14 protein-coding genes are annotated in these 19992 nt (G+C 46.3%); 3 read left to right on the top strand and 11 right to left on the bottom strand.

All coding sequences use genetic code 11. The features are described 5' to 3' along the window. Positions 1-28: 28 nt before the first annotated feature. The 7 genes from BLS14_RS24855 to BLS14_RS24825 all read right to left on the bottom strand — a co-directional run bounded on the left by BLS14_RS24855 (position 29) and on the right by BLS14_RS24825 (position 12491). Complete coding sequence (locus BLS14_RS24855; protein ID WP_090954478.1) at positions 29-2500, bottom strand: EAL domain-containing protein; 2472 nt, start codon at positions 2498-2500, stop codon at positions 29-31. 299 nt (positions 2501-2799) lie between these two features. After that, the gene (locus BLS14_RS24850; protein WP_090954476.1) at positions 2800-4461 is read right to left on the bottom strand and encodes an ABC transporter substrate-binding protein; all 1662 of its coding nucleotides are present in this window, start codon (positions 4459-4461) and stop codon (positions 2800-2802) included. Between the two features lie 116 nt (positions 4462-4577). After that, positions 4578-6347, bottom strand: a complete 1770-nt coding sequence (locus tag BLS14_RS24845; RefSeq protein WP_371121666.1) for a sensor histidine kinase — start codon at positions 6345-6347, stop codon at positions 4578-4580. Positions 6348-6359: 12 nt separating this feature from the next. Then, the gene (locus BLS14_RS24840) at positions 6360-7982 is read right to left on the bottom strand and encodes a response regulator (RefSeq protein WP_090954474.1); all 1623 of its coding nucleotides are present in this window, start codon (positions 7980-7982) and stop codon (positions 6360-6362) included. A gap of 229 nt (positions 7983-8211) precedes the next feature. Then, positions 8212-9216, bottom strand: a complete 1005-nt coding sequence (locus BLS14_RS24835; RefSeq protein ID WP_064639398.1) for a LacI family DNA-binding transcriptional regulator — start codon at positions 9214-9216, stop codon at positions 8212-8214. Between the two features lie 129 nt (positions 9217-9345). Continuing rightward, positions 9346-10350, bottom strand: coding sequence for a globin-coupled sensor protein (locus tag BLS14_RS24830; RefSeq protein WP_063564262.1), 1005 nt, complete (start codon positions 10348-10350; stop codon positions 9346-9348). Between the two features lie 245 nt (positions 10351-10595). Further along, positions 10596-12491: a PrkA family serine protein kinase gene (locus BLS14_RS24825; RefSeq protein ID WP_063564261.1), complete on the bottom strand. Its 1896-nt coding sequence runs from the start codon at positions 12489-12491 to the stop codon at positions 10596-10598. A gap of 362 nt (positions 12492-12853) precedes the next feature. Between BLS14_RS24825 and BLS14_RS24820 the strand changes: the two genes are divergently transcribed. Continuing rightward, a complete protein-coding gene (locus tag BLS14_RS24820; protein ID WP_090954472.1) occupies positions 12854-13702 on the top strand; it encodes a DUF2161 domain-containing phosphodiesterase in 849 nt (282 codons plus the stop codon). Positions 13703-13801: 99 nt separating this feature from the next. Here BLS14_RS24820 and BLS14_RS24815 read toward each other — a convergent pair whose 3' ends face one another. The 3 genes from BLS14_RS24815 to BLS14_RS24805 all read right to left on the bottom strand — a co-directional run bounded on the left by BLS14_RS24815 (position 13802) and on the right by BLS14_RS24805 (position 16689). After that, the gene (locus BLS14_RS24815) at positions 13802-14428 is read right to left on the bottom strand and encodes an FMN-dependent NADH-azoreductase (protein ID WP_090808694.1); all 627 of its coding nucleotides are present in this window, start codon (positions 14426-14428) and stop codon (positions 13802-13804) included. 239 nt (positions 14429-14667) lie between these two features. After that, entirely contained in the window at positions 14668-15891 is a 1224-nt protein-coding gene (locus BLS14_RS24810) for an aminotransferase-like domain-containing protein (RefSeq protein ID WP_063564258.1), read from the bottom strand. A gap of 141 nt (positions 15892-16032) precedes the next feature. Beyond that, entirely contained in the window at positions 16033-16689 is a 657-nt protein-coding gene (locus BLS14_RS24805; RefSeq protein WP_063564257.1) for a response regulator transcription factor, read from the bottom strand. Positions 16690-17130: 441 nt separating this feature from the next. Here BLS14_RS24805 and BLS14_RS24800 point away from each other — a divergent pair, with 441 nt between their 5' ends. Both BLS14_RS24800 and BLS14_RS24795 read left to right on the top strand, forming a co-directional pair. Further along, positions 17131-17541 carry a hypothetical protein gene (locus BLS14_RS24800; RefSeq protein ID WP_063564256.1) on the top strand — a complete coding sequence of 137 codons (411 nt, stop codon included), beginning with the start codon at positions 17131-17133 and terminating at the stop codon, positions 17539-17541. Beyond that, a complete protein-coding gene (locus BLS14_RS24795) occupies positions 17538-18602 on the top strand; it encodes a phosphodiester glycosidase family protein (RefSeq protein WP_090954470.1) in 1065 nt (354 codons plus the stop codon). Before BLS14_RS24800 ends, BLS14_RS24795 begins: the two co-directional genes overlap by 4 nt. A 346-nt stretch (positions 18603-18948) precedes the next feature. Here the strand turns inward: BLS14_RS24795 and BLS14_RS24790 are convergent, their stop codons facing one another. After that, positions 18949-19965 carry a LacI family DNA-binding transcriptional regulator gene (locus BLS14_RS24790; protein WP_063564254.1) on the bottom strand — a complete coding sequence of 339 codons (1017 nt, stop codon included), beginning with the start codon at positions 19963-19965 and terminating at the stop codon, positions 18949-18951. Positions 19966-19992: the final 27 nt, after the last annotated feature.

The following is a 19992-nucleotide window of genomic DNA, read 5'->3' as shown; positions in this document are numbered from 1 at the left end:
GGACTTGCCGCTTGGCATTTCAGTGAACTTAGAGAATCGATGGAGTTCCATGCAGCCGCAGTGGCACAAAAAAGTCATGCTCCACTTCGCTTGCCGGCAATGGACGACTGAAATAATATCCCTGAATTTCGCGGCAATCATTTTGCATCAGAATATCCAGCTGTCCTTTCGTCTCGATCCCTTCCGCGATCACTTCCATCTTCAGATTTTGAGCCATCGATATGATTGTGGCCACAATCGCCTGATCACTCCGGCTCTCCGTAATATCCGTCACGAAGGAACGGTCAATCTTTAACTTATGAATTGGAAAATGCTTCAAATAACTCAGCGAGCTATATCCTGTCCCGAAATCATCCAGGCTGATTTTGACTCCAAGCGCTGTAAGTTCATTCAGAATACCTGTGGATACGGATGCATCCATCATCATGCTCTCTGTAATTTCCAATTCAAGATAGCGGGCATCGAGGCCCGTCTCCGTGAGTGCATTTTTGACCTGCTCCACTAGGTTGGATTGATGAAACTGCTGACTAGACAAGTTAACGGATACCGGAATGAGTGGACCGCCACTGGCATGCCAAAGTTTCATCTGTCTGCACGCTTCGCGCAATGTCCAGTTCCCGATCTCATAGATCAGGCCTGTCTCCTCAGCTAGTGGAATGAACACATTCGGAGACAGAACGCCTTTGTCTGGATGATTCCAGCGAATCAAAGCCTCCACGCCGATCATACGGCTGTCTTCTGTACGTATCTGGGGTTGATAATACAAGACCAGCTCATCTCGTTCCAGTGCCTTGCGCAAATACCCTTCCAGTTCAATTCGTTCATACAGCTCCGAATCCAGTTGGGCCGTGTAAAACTGAAAACCGTTCTTGCCGTTTTTCTTGACTTCATACATGGCAGAGTCTGCATGCTTCAACAACGCATCCGCTCCTGTTCCATGATACGGATACATTGCGATCCCGATGCTGGCTGTAACGTAAAAGTCATTTTCCTTTAATCGATAAGGTAGCTGAATCGCTCGAACAATCCGTTCGGCCAGTTCGGCCACCCGTTCTTCATTCCCCTGCTCATTTGTAACAACCAGTGTGAATTCATCGCCCCCCATACGAGCAAGCATGACATTATCCGTCGCGTTCGGGTCTGAATCTTGGATTGCACTCATAATTCTGCTGCTCACTTCTCGAAGAAACATATCTCCAATGGAATGTCCCAGAGAGTCATTAATCATTTTGAAACGGTCAATATCCATCACCATAACCGCAAATGAACTTCCTGCTGCCCCCGAAGTCGCGATCGTGCTCTCCAGCACATCATCCAGCTTGCGTCGATTAGGGAGCCCGGTCAGCGGATCATGCAGAGCCTGATGGCGGATGCTTTCCTGAGCCTGTTTCTCCTCGGTGACGTCTTTAATCAGGATATGGCTTCCCTGATGTTTACCATCAATCAGTACAGGTACTACAGCGATACTTAGATCAAGAAGATTTCCCTGAACGTTTTTCATTTTGCCCATGAAATGCTGCTGTTCACGGCTATCATCATCCCACACCACATGCTGCATTTCACTTGCCCAATGAATATCAACATGCTTTGAAATCTCATCAATAGAATGATGAATAATCTCTCTTTCTTGGTACCCAGTAATTCGTGTGACTGCAGCATTAATCCCCTTGATAGCCCCTTGCTTATCCACCGAAATAATGGCATCTGAATGGTTTTCGTACAAGGCTTGATACCACTGTTCATTTTCATGAATCCGGCGATCCTTCTGAGTTAGACGCTGATTAATGAAGATGCCGAATAAGGTTAACCCCAATGCAATAAAAGTGCCCGCAGCGATCAGATATGCGAGAAGTGAAGGTTCAATCTGCATCCCCGAACCAGCCATTGCATCATGTGCATGATGAAATTGTGCAGCTGACATCCCTGTATAATGCATTCCCGAGATGCCCAGCCCCATAATGAGTCCGCTACCCATCTTGTACACCCATGTATAATGTGACTGATGCTGCCGGAAGAAAAACATGAGCCACAAGGCAGCAAATGAAGCTAAAGCTGCGATCAGGATGGATAACAACACTATGCCTGGTTCATATGTGATGGTAACCGACATGGCAGCCATTCCGATGTAATGCATGCTGCTAATGCCTGCGGTCATGAGCACCCCTGCGATCAGGAGCTTGCTTATTTTACCTGACTGCTGACCTGCAATATTTAACGCAACACCAGATGCAATGATTGCAAGCAGAACGGATAGAAAGACCTCACCTGTGGAATACGACACATGCATGGGAAGAACAAAAGCCAGCATGCCCACAAAATGCATGGACCAAATTCCCAAACCCATAGAGACTGCGCCGCAGGTAAGCCAGACATTTCGGGACATGCCCTTAGCCAGACTTACTCGGCCCGCAAGGTCAAGCGCTGCATAAGAAGCCAACGCTGCAATAATGTAAGATAAAATAACCAGTTCTAAGTTGTACGTTCCATGTAGGTGCTCCACTCACTTTGTCCTTTCAACCGGGAAATGCCTTGTATGTATGCAAAATGTAAAAAAAAGCGAGTGCGCTGTCTGGATGACAGGCACTCCCTCCACATCATTTGTCTGGAGACCACCGACTTATTATAAAGCCAAAGTCATACATCTCTAACCCGTTAATATTGATGTATATAGTCTAAACGTCCCAGACGTGAAAATCAACACTTTTTTCCAGATAAAACGAATGTTTAATATTGTCGAATTCCCATTCACCACGCGCCTTGCAGGCGCTTATCCCTCCATGCCATCCTTTCCTCACCACCTTATTCACCTTGGACCAGTTTTGCCTTCTTGCGAACTTCTTCGGTCATCGTCTGTTCATAGCCCTTCACATCGAGCTTGTTGAATTCCTTCACATATTCATCCCAGACCTTGTTAAAGTCAGCCGGACTGGAGAGGACTAGTTTGGGCACATATTTCTTTTGCAAATCTGTACGTTTCTGTCCATAGATATGGGCTGGGGAACCTTGATCAAAAGCAATGCTCCAAGCCGGGTACCATGGACGTTCATCCGGCGCAGCGAACAGTTGAGAGAACGTCTCCACGCCATACTTCTCCAGAATGAGCTTATCTCCATCCGTATAGGAGAATTGGGCAACTTCGGGTTGTCGTTCTACACCGACAGAATTACCGTCAGGCAGAGTCGATCCATTACCGTAACGTGGCCAGCTGTACTCAAAATATTTGAATCCGAACGATTGACGGAACTCATCTGAATCTGTTTTCCGGATCATTTCCGCAGAGCGCGTAAACCGCCCCTTGTCATCCACTTCGTAGGTTTCTCCTTCGATCCCCCAGTTGGACAGAATCTGATTCTCATCCGTTAATAGGTTATCGAAGAATTGGATGATACGGACCGGATCTTCTGCACTTACGGTAATGCCAATCCCCCGGTTATTAACAAAGCTCGGCGGATCAGTATACTGATCCTTGGTGTTTGCGTCGTACACAATCGGCAGTGCCATATAACGCAAATCGTCATTACCGGCTTCCTTCAGATTGTTCATTTCCTGCCCTACCTGCCAGGCATAATCAAAGAATCCAAGCACTTTCCCACTGGTCACTTTCGCAAGATACTGGTCATAGTTATCGACAAAGGAGGACTTATCAAACAGCTCTAATGAATTCATTTCATTCAACTTCTGCATCCAGCGTTTGGTCTCTTCCGTAAGCCCATAGTCCTTGGCTTCCTGTGTCTGCATATCCACCATAATGGCTCCATCATTCGGATAACCTGCAAGGTGCATGGCCGGATTAGTGATCGTAAAAAATTTATCATCATACGTCAACGACAGGAATCCAGTCAATCCTTCAACCTTATGTTTGTCAGCGTATTGTTTAATCAGATCCATGTATTCATCCAGCGTGGTGATCTTTGGATATCCAGCCTCCTTCAATACACGACGCTGTATCCAGAAGGCACCTTGATCCACATTCGGATTAGGCAGATAGTTTCCAACCACTGCGCTCATGGGCAGAAAATAAATGTTGCCATCTTCCTCTTTCATCAGGTTGTAGTACGACTCATACACCCGTTTAATGTTGGGTCCATACTGATCAATCAGATTGTTGAGAGGAATAAATGCACCGGCATCCACGATTTTGTCAATAGCCCCGTCCGGGACCATCACATCCGGGTACTTGTTGCTTGCAATCATCGTTCCAATTTTGGTATTAATATCACCAACCAGGTATTCAATTTTGAAATTAACCCCGGTTTGTTCCTCCAGCTTTTTGCCGATTGTGGTTTCATTTGTATTGATGTCCTTGCCTGAACCCGCTTTAAAATACGAGAATGTCACTTTCTCTGTGCTTACTTTGCCGTCTCCCCCTGCTCCAGCTTCCGGTTTAATCTCACTTCCTCCCCAGGAACAAGCCGTCACCATGGTTAAAGCTAATACTGCCGGCAGCCAGCGCTTCAGCATGTGATTAACCAATATGAACGCACCCTCTTTCCCCCCTCTAATGTAAGCACTCTCATTATAAGGTTGATGACAAACTTTGTTTACCGGATAAACTATAGGTTTATGCCTTAGAATGTTTAATGCTTTGGTGGATTGGATGAATCTTCAAGGGGTAAACCAATTTCCACACGTGTGCCTGTCCTAGGAGCGCTATCGATCTGAATATGGAACCGGCTATCGTAGATCAGCTTCAGACGATAGATGACATTCTGTACACCTACGCGATCACCCATTGAATCTTCCGTTTCCACGTAAGAGAGTAGCTGCTTTCTTTTGTCCTCTGTCATACCTGCCCCGGAATCCTCCACCACACAGATCAGTTCTGTGCCTGTTCGTCGAATACAAAGCCGAATTTCCCCGCCTTCCTTCAGTGGTTCGATCCCATGAATGCTGGCATTTTCAACAAAAGGCAACAATGTCATCTTGGGAATGGAACAATCCGCAGCCTCTGGGTCCAGATCAATCGTATAATCCAGCTTGTGACCAAAACGATATTTCTGGATTTCAAGAAAACAGGTCACATACTCCAATTCCTCCCGTATGCTGACTTTATCCCGATTCCAGGTGAGGGCATTCCGAAAAATTTTAGCCATATGATAAATAATTCGTGCCGTCTCATCCTCATCTTTCATGAGGCTGCGCATGCGGATGGTCTCCAGCGCATTAAACAAAAAGTGTGGATTAATCTGGCTCTGCAATGCGTTTAATTGGGCATGCCGCCGCTGTAACTCCAAATTTTTATGTTGAATGTCTGCTACATAGACGTCGTTAATCAAACGATGGATCGTCATCGTCATGCGATTGAATTCGGCTGTCAGCTGCCCAATCTCGTCCGACGATTCCGGCTGTCTGATCGGTTCAAATCGCTGATGCTTCACTTTTTCCATGTGTTTCAGTATTCGAGCCAGCCTCACGTGGATTGTGCGTGTCATCCAGATAATAATCCAGGTCGGCAGGATCAGATTGATACAGGCCAGCACAACGACAAGGTGACTGGGTTTGCCCAGTTCCTTGTAAATCTCGGATTCATCGAACATTCCGTTGATTTTCCATCCCTCCATTTCACCGGACAATGGATAGGCCATTTCGAACTCTTTCTTACTTTGTTGATCCATGACATCACTATAATTCACGAGTTGACTGGACCATGGGATACCAGAATCCGTCGAGTAGTCTATTTGTCCAGCCGGATTAATCAGATACAGGTTGCCCTGTACGTTAAGGTTGGTGAAAATCTGGCGAATCGTCGATGGCTTCAGATCCAGTCGTACGAACTTTTCCTTCCACCCGGGCAGAGCTTCATAATAATTGAGTTTGCGTAAAATGCTGAACGTCTGCCGATTCCCTTCAGGACCGGATCTCATCAGAATGGGTGCGGAATGTTTACTGTTTGCCAGCAGCCTGTATGGCTCGGACTGTCGAACCTCTTCGGTTAGAAACTCAACTCCCCCGGAAGGCAGTACACTTTTGTTATCCACATATATCGTCAAACCTTGGAGGGAGCGGTAACCGGAGTAATAGGTATTCAGGATTTTGCGAAGATAAGAATCGTAGGCTTCGATATACTGAACCGGATTGGTGTAATTCACATCCAGCATGTCATTCAGTATACTGTCCGTATAAAAGCTTGAGGAAAAATCGGCCGCATTGCGAATTTCCCCCATAAATTGACTTCGAATCTGTTCCATTCCTTTGGAGAGGTCAGCCATTCGCTGGGATTTTACGTTCGCTATGGTCACCTGATAGAAAATAACATTCGTCAGGATAACGGGTACGAGTACAAAGAAAAGATACAAAATCAGCATTTTATCCCGTAGGCGGATATTATTAAAAAAGTTGAGCTTCACAGTGTCATCTCCCTACCCTTCATCCAGAATGCGATTTCGATATTCCGTAGGAGCGCATGATTCCGTTTTCTCAAATTGAGTTGCGAAATAATCACTGCTTCCGAACCCAACCCTCTCGGCGATTTCATATACTCGCATATCCGTCTGACGCAGCAGCTTCTTGGCTTCCTCCATCCGAAGTTGAAGCAGGAAGTCGTTGAAATACATGCCATACACCTTGCGGAAGCGTTGACCCAAATAGACCGGATTCATGTAAAATATGGAGGCAATACTTCTCAAACTAATATTGCTGCTGTAGTTGGCTTCAATATAATGTTTGATTTTTGTCATGGCACCCCTGTGATTGTACTGACGCTGTTCCGCCAGCTTCCGCGCTGAATCTAACATGAAAACCGTCAACAACTGTCTGGCCTCAGCCAATGTTCCCCGATCTGCTTGCCATGCCAAAATTAGCTTGAACGAAGGTATCTCTTTCACATTCGCCTCAGCCGATTTCAGAATCGATAGTACCGCTGAGATCAGTTGGTGGATTGCAGACGTCACTGCAACAGGAGCGTAATTGGCCGTTCTCATATCGGTGAACCATTCACCCATTGCATACTCTAACGCCTGAATCCGTTGTTCCTCCATAAGTGTCAGGAGCTCCTGCTCCTTTTCATGATCGATATGCACCCACTGTACAGACTCATGCAGCATGTTATCATACAGAACGATCCCACTCTTCTCTGAAATAAATTTATAGGAAATCGCCTTCAGTGCGGTTTGATAGGCATGTCCAATGAGTAAAGGTTCATAACAAACCTTCCCGATATATATGCATACAGAGTCATGACCCATTTCGGCGAAGCAGGATTGCATTTGCCCGGCAACCGCATGTAGATTCATTGAATAAGGGCGTAGATGTTCCGCAGTTAACAGAACTCCGATACGTTCGCCGTGCTCTTTTACATGCAGATATGAGCGATTTGCATACATCTTTCCAAGAACAGACTGCACAATCCGGCCAAAATTTTCTCCGTTCCTGGCCCCCGTCCCCTCCTCTTGAACAGTATCCGAAACCTGGAAATGTGGCGTGTTATTCTCAAACAGCAGATATGCCAGCGGATCGTTAGCACTTGTACCCGTCAGTTCAATCCATTGTTCAACCGTTTCCAAATCCGATTCGCCATAAATAAACTGATTAAGTAATCTGACGTATTCCTGCTCCCATCGGGTTTGTTCAGCATGCTTGCGCCGATTCAACTCCTCCGCCAGCTTGCGTAAAGTCTCTTCCAGTTCAATCTCATCAATTGGCTTCAAAATATAATCCTGTACCCCGTACCTCACGGCCTGCTGGGCATAAGCAAAATCATTATATCCACTCACGATGATAAAATAGGGCTGTTTGCACTTATTTAGAACCTGCTCATTACGCTCAACCGTGCGCCGGATCAATTCCAGTCCATCCGTCTCCGGCATACGTATGTCCGTAATGACAACGTCAGGCTGTAGCTCTTCGATCTGGGTACTAGCCTCATCCCCATCATTCGCCTCTCCAGCCACTTCGAACCCGCATGCTTCCCAGCGGATCAGTTTTCTAAGTCCTTTTCGTGCGTATACTTCATCATCAACCAGCAGTACCCGATGCATGCCCATCACCCTTCCCTTTGAATGACAATTGCAGTGTCCCTATATTCATCAGTAAAAAGAAAGCGATTACATAAATTTTGTATTATTCTGCCTTTTATTGTTAAGGTCTGTGTGGTAAAAAGTCAACAGCTTTTCCTGCAAGCATTGCACAACAACTTCTGATCTCCGTTATTTCCCAAAAAGAAATGGCATACCAAAAAAGCACAGCCCATAGGCTGTGCTGGTTCGAAGACCTTTACGCTTGCACAGGTGCAGTCGTTTGGCGAATCACCAGATTGGATGGCTCCGTAACGACTGGAGGAGTATATGCAGGATTCTCAATCATGGCGATCAGATATTCGATGGATTTGATTCCAATGGAATGAATATTTTGATTAATCGTGGTCAACCCTGGTTTGAACACTTCCGCATAGTATGTGTTATCAAATCCGACAACAGATACATCCTCAGGCACCCGTAAACCATGCTTCTCAATTTCGTGGATCGCACCAAAAGCAGACATATCTGAAGCACAGACAATCCCCGTAGGCTGGTCCTTCAATGCAAGCAATCGGCGAGCTGCCTTACTGCCACCATCGAAAGAATAGTCACAGACCTCCAGATACACCGTTGAATATGGAATGCCGCAGACTCGCAAACCTTCCCGATATCCATCCAGTCGAAGATTCGCTACGGCAGGCCCAAGTGTACCTGAAATATAGGCAATTTTCTGGTGACCCAGTTCATGCAAATGCTTCACACTCATAGCTATGGCATTTGCATTATCCGTCGTTATGTATCCTGCCCGCTTGCCAAACAAGTCGGTATCAACGAACATCGTCGGAATCTCAGCAGTAACCAATTCCTGAATACTCTCGTTGTCTCTTCCTTCCCCGAATACAACAACGCCATCCACATTTCGGCTGCGGCAATGTTTAATAAAGGAGTATGTCGGATCATCAAAACGTGTAGATAAGCGAACAAGATCGTATCCGCTGTTTTCCAGCGCTGTTTTGATTCCTTCAAGCAACTCCGATACAAACGGATTGGTAAAAGGAACCGTCAACAATACACCTACCGTCCAAGAACGGCGTTTTACAAGTCCACGTGCAACCACATTCGGTTGATATTTCAATAGTTCGATGGCTATATTGACTTTTTTGCGAGTTTTGTCACTTACATCGGGATAATCGTTCAGCACTTTGGAAACGGTTGCAACAGATACGCCCGCCTCTTTGGCCACATCATGGATAGAAGCCACCTGATCACCTCAACCTCTTTCAAATCCCCTGTCTCCGGCTGCATTCACTATAACATCGGCAGGTTTGTCTACCCATTATAGCTTAAAACAGCCAGAAACGGTATCTCAGCTTCCAGCCAGTATTACCGCCTATTCCTGTTGATCTAATTTCCTGAGATCAAGTGCCAGTTTCTCCATAGTGGTAGCAAAAACCGCAAGCTCTTCTGAACGGGATGCCTGACGCCTTGCTCCCGAAGCAGTGTGCTCTGACTCCTGTTGAACACTGCCCAGCTTCTTCATGATCTGTGCCAGGTTCGACTGAATTTTTCCTTGAGCTTCTCGGGAACTAGCCGCAAGCTTGCGAACCTCACTGGCAACCACCTCGAATCCCCGTCCAAATTCTCCTGCATGTGCAGCTTCAATGGCGGCATTCAAACCCACTAGATGACTCTGATCCGATATTTCACGAATGATCTCACCCATTTTGCCAATCTGATGAATTTCCTTAGTCAGCTCTTCCAACAGTCCATTGGCCTGATCCTGAGAGGCAGCCGTTTCTCTGGCCACATCAGAGATCGCCTGAGCATTTTCGTTCAATTCACTAATCATGCCCGTCAACTGCTGGGTAATCTGCGTGATCGCCAGCAACGTATGCTGCTGATCTTCAGCGAGTTGATTTAATTTTTCCTTTTCCTTCTTCTCGTAAGCCTCCAATACAAGCTGTGAGTCGAGGTTGAACATTTTACTAAGGGCCTGAATGACCACATGCCAGCGTTCAGGAATGACTTGCTGGAATATGCTTGTTGCAATATCGAGATAAACCATATACGTGCCCAAGTAATAATCTTCGGACAAACCAATGCGGGAATGGACTAGTCCGATTGCAATGCGCTGTTCAATGTATGCATCATCAACTACACCATCGGTCATGGATAACCAGTATAGCTTTTGTGTTTCCTTCAAACGATCAATGGAAGAGAAGCGGGCAATCAGATCGACCAAATTCGGATAATTGCCCACATGATTGTAGAAGTGGTCCACCACTTCGTCCACGACTTTCTCAAAAGCAGGTCGATGATCAGCAAGCAATTGCAGATCTCCGGCGGTCAATCCAATATAATCAAGTTGTTGTTGTCTTGCTATAGCAATACTCATAACTAGTTCTGTCAGCTCCTTAATAACCACAAAAAATATTAAATTGTAAATATCTGTATCGATTATAGACTAAATGACCTAATTTAACATATACCATAAGAACTAATTTGTCATGGAATTGACCTTCTTTGTCAGTTTATTAGTCTTAATTGTACATCTCCCCCATATAAAAAGACCCCTGACCCTGCTGTGAAGGAGCCTCACAGCAGGCGTCAGGAGCCTGATCCGGAATGGTTCGTTGCAGATTAGCGATTCAACAGGCTGCCCACATAACGGAGCAGTTCATTCGCGCTGGCTGCGGTATATCCATGTTCTTCAATCAAACGTTTAATCACTTCATTCATTCGTTTCAGTTGCGTCGCATCTGGTGTCTTAGTTGAAGTTGTAATCTTCACAATATCCTTCAAGTCAGTGAACAGTTTCTTTTCAATCGCTTCACGCAAACGATCATGACTGCTGTATTCGAACTTCCGTTCCTTGCGGGAATAAGCCGAGATGCGGATCAATATCTCTTCCCTGAAAGCCTTTTTGGCATTTTCAGAAATACCGATCTGCTCCTCTATCGAACGCATCAAGCGCTCATCCGGGTCCATCTCCTCATCCGTCAGTGGATCACGAATTTTGGCCCAGTTGCAGAATGCCTCGATATTATCGAGGTAATTTTCGAACAGCGTTCTGGCCGACTCTTCGAACGAGTATACAAACGCTTTCTGCACTTCCTTCTTCGCCAGCTCATCATATTCTTTCCGAGCCAGGGCAATAAAGTTCAGATAACGCTCACGTTCCTCTTTTGAAATCGAAGCATGCTGATCCAGACCATCCTTGATCGCCCGGAGAATATCCAGCGCGTTAATGCACTGAAGGTTTTGCTTAATCAAAGCACTGGATATCCGGTTGATGACATAACGCGGGTCAATGCCCGACATGCCTTCATCCAAATATTCATTTTGCATCTCACGCAGATCAGCTTCTTTGTACCCTTCGACTTCTTCACCGTCATACATCCGCATTTTTTTGACCAGATCCATGCCTTGTTTCTTCGTTTCTTTCAAGCGGGTAAGTATGGAGAAAATGGCTGCAGTCCGCAGAGCATGCGGTGCAATATGGACATGCTTCATATCACTTTGCTGAATGAGCTTGCCGTAAATCTTCTCTTCCTCGGAGACCTTCAGGTTGTAGGGAATTGGCATGACGATCATCCGGGATTGCAAGGCTTCATTCTTTTTGTTGGAAATAAATGATTTGTACTCGGATTCATTCGTATGCGCCACAATCATTTCATCCGCACTGATCAAGGCAAATCGGCCTGCTTTAAAATTTCCCTCCTGCGTCAGCGATAACAGGTTCCACAGAAACTTCTCATCACATTTCAGCATTTCCTGAAATTCCATCAATCCACGGTTGGCCTTGTTCAATTCACCGTCAAAACGATAGGCGCGTGGATCGGACTCGGAGCCGAATTCAGTAATGGTTGAGAAGTCGATACTTCCCGTCAGATCGGCAATATCCTGGGATTTGGGATCGGATGGACTGAATGTTCCGATTCCCACCCGGTTATCCTCGGAAATGGTGACCCGTTCCACTCGCACCTTGCTGATATCACCGCCATATTCGGTCCGAAGACGCATCTGGCAGGATGGGCAGAGATTGCCCTCAATGCGGACACCGATCTCCTTTTCCACTTCGGGACGAAGCTCCAGCGGAATCAGATGCAAGGGCTCCTCATGCATTGGGCATCCGTCAATGGCGTATATAGCACCCTTCTCTGTGCGGGAGAATTGTTCAAGGCCACGTTTCAGCAGCGTTACCAGTGTTGACTTACCTCCGCTGACCGGACCCATAAGCAGCAGAATCCGTTTGCGAACATCCAGACGGCGTGCTGCCGAGTGGAAATATTCTTCCACCAGCTTTTCAATGGACCGATCCAGCCCAAAAATCTCCTGTTCAAAAAACTTGTACCGTTTGTGCCCCCCAACTTCTTCCACGCCAAATGATTCAATCATCTGGTACACTCGTGCGTGAGCCGTCATTGCCGGAGTCGGGTCCTCTCTCAGCAGTGCAATATAATCTTCAAATGTCCCGTTCCATGATAAACGGTCACTCTCTGCCCGATGTTCCGCAACGCGTTCAAAAATATTCATGCTTGGTACCTCCCATGGCTCCTTTAGTGTGATTGTCAACCATTCCGAATGGTATGAAGAAATCAATAGAATTACGGCTTGTGCTTGAATACCAATCTTGCGGTCCGGATTAGTCCCGCCACCCTCTGTCCAAACATCGTGTATTGTTGTGAAAAGTGTATTACATACCTATGCGGCAAATCCGATAAGTTGACCTCTTTTTTTTCAATCTGCGGGTCTTAATTTGAGGCTTTCCCTGTTCTATCAGACATCTTGTGCGCTCAGAAAAAAAAGAACGGATATGATATAATGAAGGTTCTAAATTCAGAAAACGGAACAATAGATGGCCAGAGACGAGCCACTTCAGGAAAGGAGCAGAAACGATGGCAGTAAAGTACGAAACCGAGTTATATTCGCCTGTAAAGGCTTTTTTCGAACGACGCGGCTACGACGTGAAGGCTGAAGTCAAACATTGTGACCTGGTTGGGGTCAAATCGGATCAAAATGAACCACTCATTGTGGAGATGAAAAAAACATTTAATCTGTCTCTGCTGTTACAGGGAATGCAGCGCCTGAAGCTCAGCCCCTTCGTGTATCTGGCTGTTGAGCGGAACCGCAGCAAGCGTGGTGCCGTGAACCAGCGCTGGGGCGAATTGACCGCACTGTGCAGACAACTTGGGCTAGGGCTTATCACCGTTACGTTCTACAAAACTAAATCACCTCTGATAGATGTGCTGTGCGAACCTGCTGCCCAAGCTCCTATGTCTGGTAGCGGCAGCACCAGTGTCCGTAAAGGCGGTATCCGGCGGCAACGACTGCTGAAGGAATTCGACGAGCGCAGTGGTGACTACAACACGGGAGGAAGCACACGCAGGCAGCTGGTCACCGCTTACAGGGAAAAAGCAATACGTGTGGCTTCCGCCCTTCGCGCTCAGGGAGAAGCCTCCCCCGCCTTGATCAGTAAACAGACTAGTGTGGGTTCCGCTGCGGCCATTTTGCAAAAAAACTATTATGGCTGGTTCGAGCGGCTATCCCGTGGACGATATGTGCTGACGGTTAAGGGTGTGCAGGCACTAACTGAGCATGCTCACATGCTTGAGGATAATGATATGATTGAACGGAGTATAAATGAACTAGAAATGGATTTTTCCTTGAATCAACATGACGACAGTGAGCTAGAGATTATTGCGGAAGTAGCGGAGCCTTACCTGATCCATGGAAAGAATGACTGAGGCAACAGGTAACGTAGCTTCATGCAAAATGAAGATGCAAAAAAGCCCATCATCTCCAATGGAGATGATGGGCTTTTTCGGTTTCTATATATTAGGCTATTAGAAGCTTGCTGCTACTTCGGAAGCCAATTTCAGACCTGCTGCTACGATCTCTTGGGAACGGTCAGGTGAAGCATTGTGGCCTTCAACGATAACCAGTTCAGGGTTTTGGATACCCCAGAAGTTCAGTACATTTGTTACATATTTAACGGACATTTCAGCGGATGCCATAGGCTCTACGGAGTAAACTCCGCCACGTGCGTTCAACAATGCCACTTTTTTGTCGCCTACCAGACCTACAGGGCCTTCAGCAGTGTATTTGAACATTTTGCCAGCTTGGCTCAGGTAGGAAATGTAGTTCACCAGTGGTGCTGGAACAGTGAAGTTCCACAGTGGGAATGCAAATACTACTTTGTCTGCTGCCAAGAATTGATCTTGCAATTGTGCTGCCAGTGCAGCTGCTTTTTGCTCTTCAGCAGTTGCTTCGATACCATTAGCGGCTTTGTATCCACCTGTAATTACAGTGTTGCCGTAGTAAGGAATATCTGTATTGTAGAGATCCAGTTCGGTAACTGTGTCACCTGGGTGGGATTCTTTGTATGCGCTCAAAAATGCATCGTACAATTGTACGCTGACTGCTTGTTCTGCAGGACGGTCGTTTGCTTTGACAAATAAAATGTTAGACATGTTCGTTCCCCCGTTAGTTAAAATATATGAGTGCTTCTCCTGAACTTGCAATGATTGCAGCTTATATAAAGAAAACAACAACTCATTAATACATATTATATATAAAAATGTTAGTGGATGCAATAACGTAATTACTTTGGGGGTAACCTATTTGCTTCCAAATCCAATGCCTGGAACTTCTGCTGTCCCAAGTTCCAGGCATGAATTTGACCCTACATTCTTTCTTTTCTAAATCCGGTTTAGCTCCGGGCTGTAAACTCTGTTATGGACTCACTGATCAGATTCATGCCAAGCAGCAACTCATCCCGGCCGGGATGACTGAAGTTCAACCGGATGTACCGATGATCCTGTTCACCCGTGGAGCAGAGGGAACCGGGAAGGAAGGACACCCCTTTTAACAGCGCTGCTTTGAGCAGAGCTCCGCTGTCCAATCCATCCGGTAACTGTACCCACAGATACATCCCCCCTTCAGGAATGCTATACTGACTGCCTTTCCAACCCGGGCGCTTCAACAATTCGAGCATAAGCTTGAGTCTGGTCTTATACTCCCTGTTCAGCATGGAGAGATGATCACTCCACTTAAAAGGAGAATGGGCAAGCAGTTGATACAATAACCGCTGATTCATGGGACTGGACTGTCCGTCTGCTATCCGTTTCACGGAGGCCATAGCCTGGATCAAGGCCGGATGTCCGGCAGCCCAACCTGTACGCAGGGCAGGTGCTACAGTTTTGCTAAACGAACCAATGTAGAGAACATGTCCACCCTGATCCGCTGTATCCAGCGCAAAGAGGGAAGGATATTTCCGGTAGAAGTCTGCTGGTTCCAATCCATCGAAATGAAGTTCACCATAGGAATCATCTTCCACGAGCAGTACGCCATAACGTGAACACAGATCAAGAACAGCCTCACGCCGCTCCATACTCCACAGCACGCCAGTTGGATTGGAAAAACTGGGTGCAGCAAAAAGCAGCTTCGGTCTCACCTGCTGCATGTGATGCTCCAAAAGGTCAGGCAAAATGCCATCCCCATCGCCTGTGACGGGCACGATTTTGGCACCTTGCATCTCCAGAACCTCGAGACAGCCTGGAGAGGTAGGATGCTCGACCAGTACGGAATCTCCAGGCTCAAGCAGCAAACGCATCACAAGATCGATGGCCTGCTGAGTCCCTGTGGTCAATAAAATCTGCTCTGGGACTGTCCGTATGCCCTTGCGAGCATTCCAATCGTTGTCCAGCCATTCTCTCAACGGTCTGTACCCTGCCGGCTCGCCATACTGCAATGCGGAGGGTCCGGAACTAAATACAGACACCGCTGCTTCTTCCAGCAGTTTGAATGGAAACAGCTCCTCCGCAGGCAGTTCTTCTGCCAGAGAAATGAAATAATCCCGACCAGACATCTCACGTATGTCCCTCAGCGGTGATGTCAAAAGCCTGTTTGTACGGGAGGCGAAGAAATACTTCATCGGTCCGTTCCCCTTTCATCCCTAATCCGAACTGTGCTCGCAGTCCGTAGCCCCTACAACCTATTCCTGTTGGACACTGAATATGACCAGACCGGAAACTTGACGAGTCATCGTATATAGGGATTCATGGAACCATGCTCGTCAGGATACGGTTTTGGTCTGCCTCGCATATAAAGCGTAACGTTCAATCGCCTGTGCCCTGCTGCTTACATCCAGTTTCACGTATATTTTACGCAGGTAATTATCAATCGAACGTCTGCTAACGTTAATCTCACTGGCTATTTTATCATAGGTTACGCCCTGAACAATTCTTTCCATGATAAAAGTTTCGGTTTCTGTTAATTCAACAATAAGTTCTTCTGCAGGAGATTCGACGGGCTGAGCCCACTCCGAACTGGCTAACCATGATAAAGGAATGGATACACATCCCTCACGCAGCCCGGAAATCAGATGAATCAGCTGGCTAGGGGAAGCCTGTTTGGACAGCATACCACTAGCACCAAGACTGATCAGATGACGAAATAATTTTACATTGTCCTCGTCCGTTAGAATAATGATGTGACTATGAGCCGACAGATTTTTCATTTGGGATATATACTGATCTGCCTGGCCCTCAGGAAGCCGGTAATCCATCAAAATCAGATCGGGCTGGTGAATGTTCACCAGGTCAAGACCTTCGGACCCGGTCGAAGTCATCCCCCGTACCAACAGATCCTGCTGTTCTTCCAAAATCAATTTTGTTCCCAGCATGCTGGTGGGGTGGATATCTACGATGACCACCTGCCATACTTTTTTCATTGTTGTTCCCCCTGTTATGTATTGGACAAATTCCTTTTCTACCATCAGCCATGATAATGCCTCTATCCTTGCGACAGTCCGTGTATAGAAGAAGTAAAAGTCGGATGATGTCGAAAAATAGAAAAACAATTGATACAGCTGTAAGAACAGCTCTATTTCTACTGTATTTTGCTGTCGTCACATCAGGACTTTTGTCTTCCCAAGCGAAGAAAGATCAAAATATAGTATAAATTTCCTGCATTTCTATCTAAAAAAGTCGAAAAACTTGCCCAAAGTTCCTACTTATTGCATCTATAAGAAATTGTATCCTAGGACTTCCTTCCGATGCAATCTCTTTTTATCCTATTACTCAAAGAATTTCATTTTTGCGTAATCAATAGTGGCATGATAGAATGAGGACTGGAAAATTTTTTGTACCTATAAATAACCAGGAGTGATGATATGAAACCTTCTGTCCAACCCTCTGACATCCATCACACCCGGAGCGCCAAAGGTAAGGCCGGATCTTCAGTCAAGCTGTTTCTGGTCATGTGGATTGTTCTCATTGCACTTGGAGTACTCGGAACCTACTATTATAGTAACCACCTCCAGCAACAGATGATTAATCAGCTTCAGACCCATAATCAACAGCAGATTGCAGCGCTCAAAGCCGACTACGAAAAGCAGCTAACAACGATATCCAAGGAAGTAGCGGACCTGCAGGGCCAGGTGCAGTCCTTTAATGAATTACTGACTTTCACCAAGGATAATGCAAACGATAAAACCGACAACAGCAACAAATTGTATACCCAACTGAGCGAAGTCAAAAAACAACTGGAGACACTCCAGAAAAAGATGGACCTGCTCAAATGATTACACCCGTAAAAAAGGTTAATCGTTTATTTATGCTTGCACTTGCTCCTTTTGTTGGATTGATGTTATGCATGCTGCTGATTCGTCCTCCGCTTGAACCGGGAGACTTCATTCATTCCGGTCTGGCTGAAGAGAATGTTACACCCCGGACCCAGGCAATTAGCCAAGAGCTTGCAGGGGCAAAAGAAGCTGCTGTTCAGACTTCTTCTTCTATTAAAAGAACAACACAGCTGTACAATCAGACAACGAGTACGATGTCGACGCTTGTACAGAAGGCTACGGTTCAAGCCGCTCGCCCGGAAACGATCTACAATCAACGGATCTCATCCAAGCTGGGCGTTCCGTTTGAACGGATAGACAGTGATCGAGTTACGATTGAACTCTATAGGGTCAATCCAGGCGCCTATAAGGGCTATGCGATGAAAATCAAGCTAAAAGACCCCACGGCCATGAAGATGGCTCTGGACAGCGAGCCAGGCCGATCTGAGACAACTATGCAGGCGGTCAAGCGCAGTGGTGCCATTGCCGGAATTAATGCCGGAGGATTCGCCGACAGCGGCGGAAAACGGTATCCGCTGAGTACTACCGTTATGGACGGCAAGTATGTGAATGGTTTTCAGGCCAGCTTTAAGGATCTGTTTTTTGTAGGTCTTGATGATGCCGGTAAGCTGGTAGGCGGTAAATTTTTCGACAAAAGTTCCCTGGATCGCCTACAACCCCAATTTGGTGCCACATTTGTACCCGTGCTCTTGCAGAATGGACAAAAAACGGTCATTCCCGCCAAATGGAAAGTCTCACCCAAGCGGGCTCCACGCACCGTGATCGGCAACTACAAGGACGATCAATTGTTGATTATCGTTGTTGACGGGTATAACGAAGGGGGCAGCTCAGGAGCCACCCTGGAAGAGCTGCAAGGACGTTTGTACAAACTTGGCGTCATGGACGCCTATAATCTGGATGGCGGCGGATCGTCCTCACTCATCGTGAACAACCGGGTTGTGAATAACCCTTCGGATGGGAGCCTCCGACCGGTACCTACTCACTTTTTATTTTACAAATGATGGAGTGAAGCATTTCTTTTCTTCCTATAATGGTTATAATAGAAGTAAAGATTTTGCAGGAGGTGCTATGGTATGTCATTTTCACTGACATTTTGGATTATTGCAATTGTATTGGCTCTCTTCCTTACAGGCATTCTCACTTCATCCTACAACAATGACAAAACTAAGGGCCTTTAAGGGCCAAGCCTCTCCTGGTGAGAGGTTTTTTCATTTTATAATGGGTCAAATAAACAAGCTAAACAAGAGACAAGGCTTAAAAGAATGCTTCAATTCTTCTAAGCCTTGTCTCTTGCTGTACAGTCGTCGTTTAACACAACATCCATGGAATGAAGAGGGGGCAGCGTCGTCAATAGCTAACCGCCTTTTCACCTTGGGCTTGTGCAAGATATGCTGACTGTACCTTGCTGTTTACCGACCCGCCCTCCACCAGTGTCACGTAGATGCGTTCATGATCAACAGGCTCTCCGGCAATAATCTTGATTAATTGTTCGGCTGCCAGTGCGCCCCATTTTCGTTTGGAATAATCAATCGTGACCAGTCTTGGCTGCACATATTTGCTAAGTTCAATATTATCAAATCCGATAATATCAATCTCCTGACCAATGTTTAACTCGCTATCAGCGAGCCGGTCACACATCCCAATCGCCATCTCGTCATTGAGACAAAACACCCCAACTGGTTGAGTATATTCCTGAATAATACGTTCGGCTGCCCGTTCTCCGCCACTCTTCTCGAAATCTCCGGTAATTTCGATCCATTCCACATTCGCTTCCCGCTCCGATACTTGCCTCACAGCCTTCAACCGCTGAGCCGAGTCAAATGAACCTTCAGGACCTGTCACGACATAGATCTTCGTGTGTCCCTGTTCGATCAAATGCTCCATCGCAAGGGTTGCTCCTGCCTTGTTATCCAGTAGAACCTGATTAATATTGGGGTGATCCAGTTCCCGGTCAAGAACGACAATCTTGTGTCCTATGTCTGCATATTGCATTAGTTCCTTGCTCGCAAATGTATGATCCAGAATGACAGCACCATCAATCATTCGCTCCGGAAGCATTCGATGAGATTGTTTCCCGCTGCACACAATCAGGTCGTACCCTTGCGCGTTACATACAGATTTCATACCACTAAGTAAGTCTCCATATACATCCCCGCTAAAATCCGTCAGAAATACACCCAGAATTTTGGATTCTCTCTTCTTCAATGTTCTGGCAGCAGCATTGGGAACATAGTTCAGCTCTTTGGCGATAGCCAAAATTTTGGAACGGGTCTCATCTGTCACTTTGTTGCTACCATTCAGAGCGTATGACACGGTAGAGATCGAAACTCCCGCCTGTTTGGCGATATCCTTGATACTGACCACATTCTTCGCTCCCCTGTTATGTTCATC

The organism is Paenibacillus sp. OK060, assembly GCF_900101205.1.
In the GTDB taxonomy this organism is placed as follows: domain Bacteria; phylum Bacillota; class Bacilli; order Paenibacillales; family Paenibacillaceae; genus Paenibacillus; species Paenibacillus marchantiae.
Note: the sequence above shows the minus strand (reverse complement) of the source record. Positions and strands in the feature narration are given on the sequence as shown.

Coding starts and splice junctions, on each gene's coding strand:
- BLS14_RS24850 (WP_090954476.1), bottom strand. CDS start 4,461: ATGCTGAAGCGCTGGCTGCCGGCAGTATTAGCTTTAACCATGGTGACG.
- BLS14_RS24840 (WP_090954474.1), bottom strand. CDS start 7,982: ATGGGCATGCATCGGGTACTGCTGGTTGATGATGAAGTATACGCACGA.
- BLS14_RS24830 (WP_063564262.1), bottom strand. CDS start 10,350: ATGAGTATTGCTATAGCAAGACAACAACAACTTGATTATATTGGATTG.
- BLS14_RS24825 (WP_063564261.1), bottom strand. CDS start 12,491: ATGAATATTTTTGAACGCGTTGCGGAACATCGGGCAGAGAGTGACCGT.
- BLS14_RS24820 (WP_090954472.1), top strand. CDS start 12,854: ATGGCAGTAAAGTACGAAACCGAGTTATATTCGCCTGTAAAGGCTTTT.
- BLS14_RS24815 (WP_090808694.1), bottom strand. CDS start 14,428: ATGTCTAACATTTTATTTGTCAAAGCAAACGACCGTCCTGCAGAACAA.
- BLS14_RS24810 (WP_063564258.1), bottom strand. CDS start 15,891: ATGAAGTATTTCTTCGCCTCCCGTACAAACAGGCTTTTGACATCACCG.
- BLS14_RS24805 (WP_063564257.1), bottom strand. CDS start 16,689: ATGAAAAAAGTATGGCAGGTGGTCATCGTAGATATCCACCCCACCAGC.
- BLS14_RS24800 (WP_063564256.1), top strand. CDS start 17,131: ATGAAACCTTCTGTCCAACCCTCTGACATCCATCACACCCGGAGCGCC.
- BLS14_RS24795 (WP_090954470.1), top strand. CDS start 17,538: ATGATTACACCCGTAAAAAAGGTTAATCGTTTATTTATGCTTGCACTT.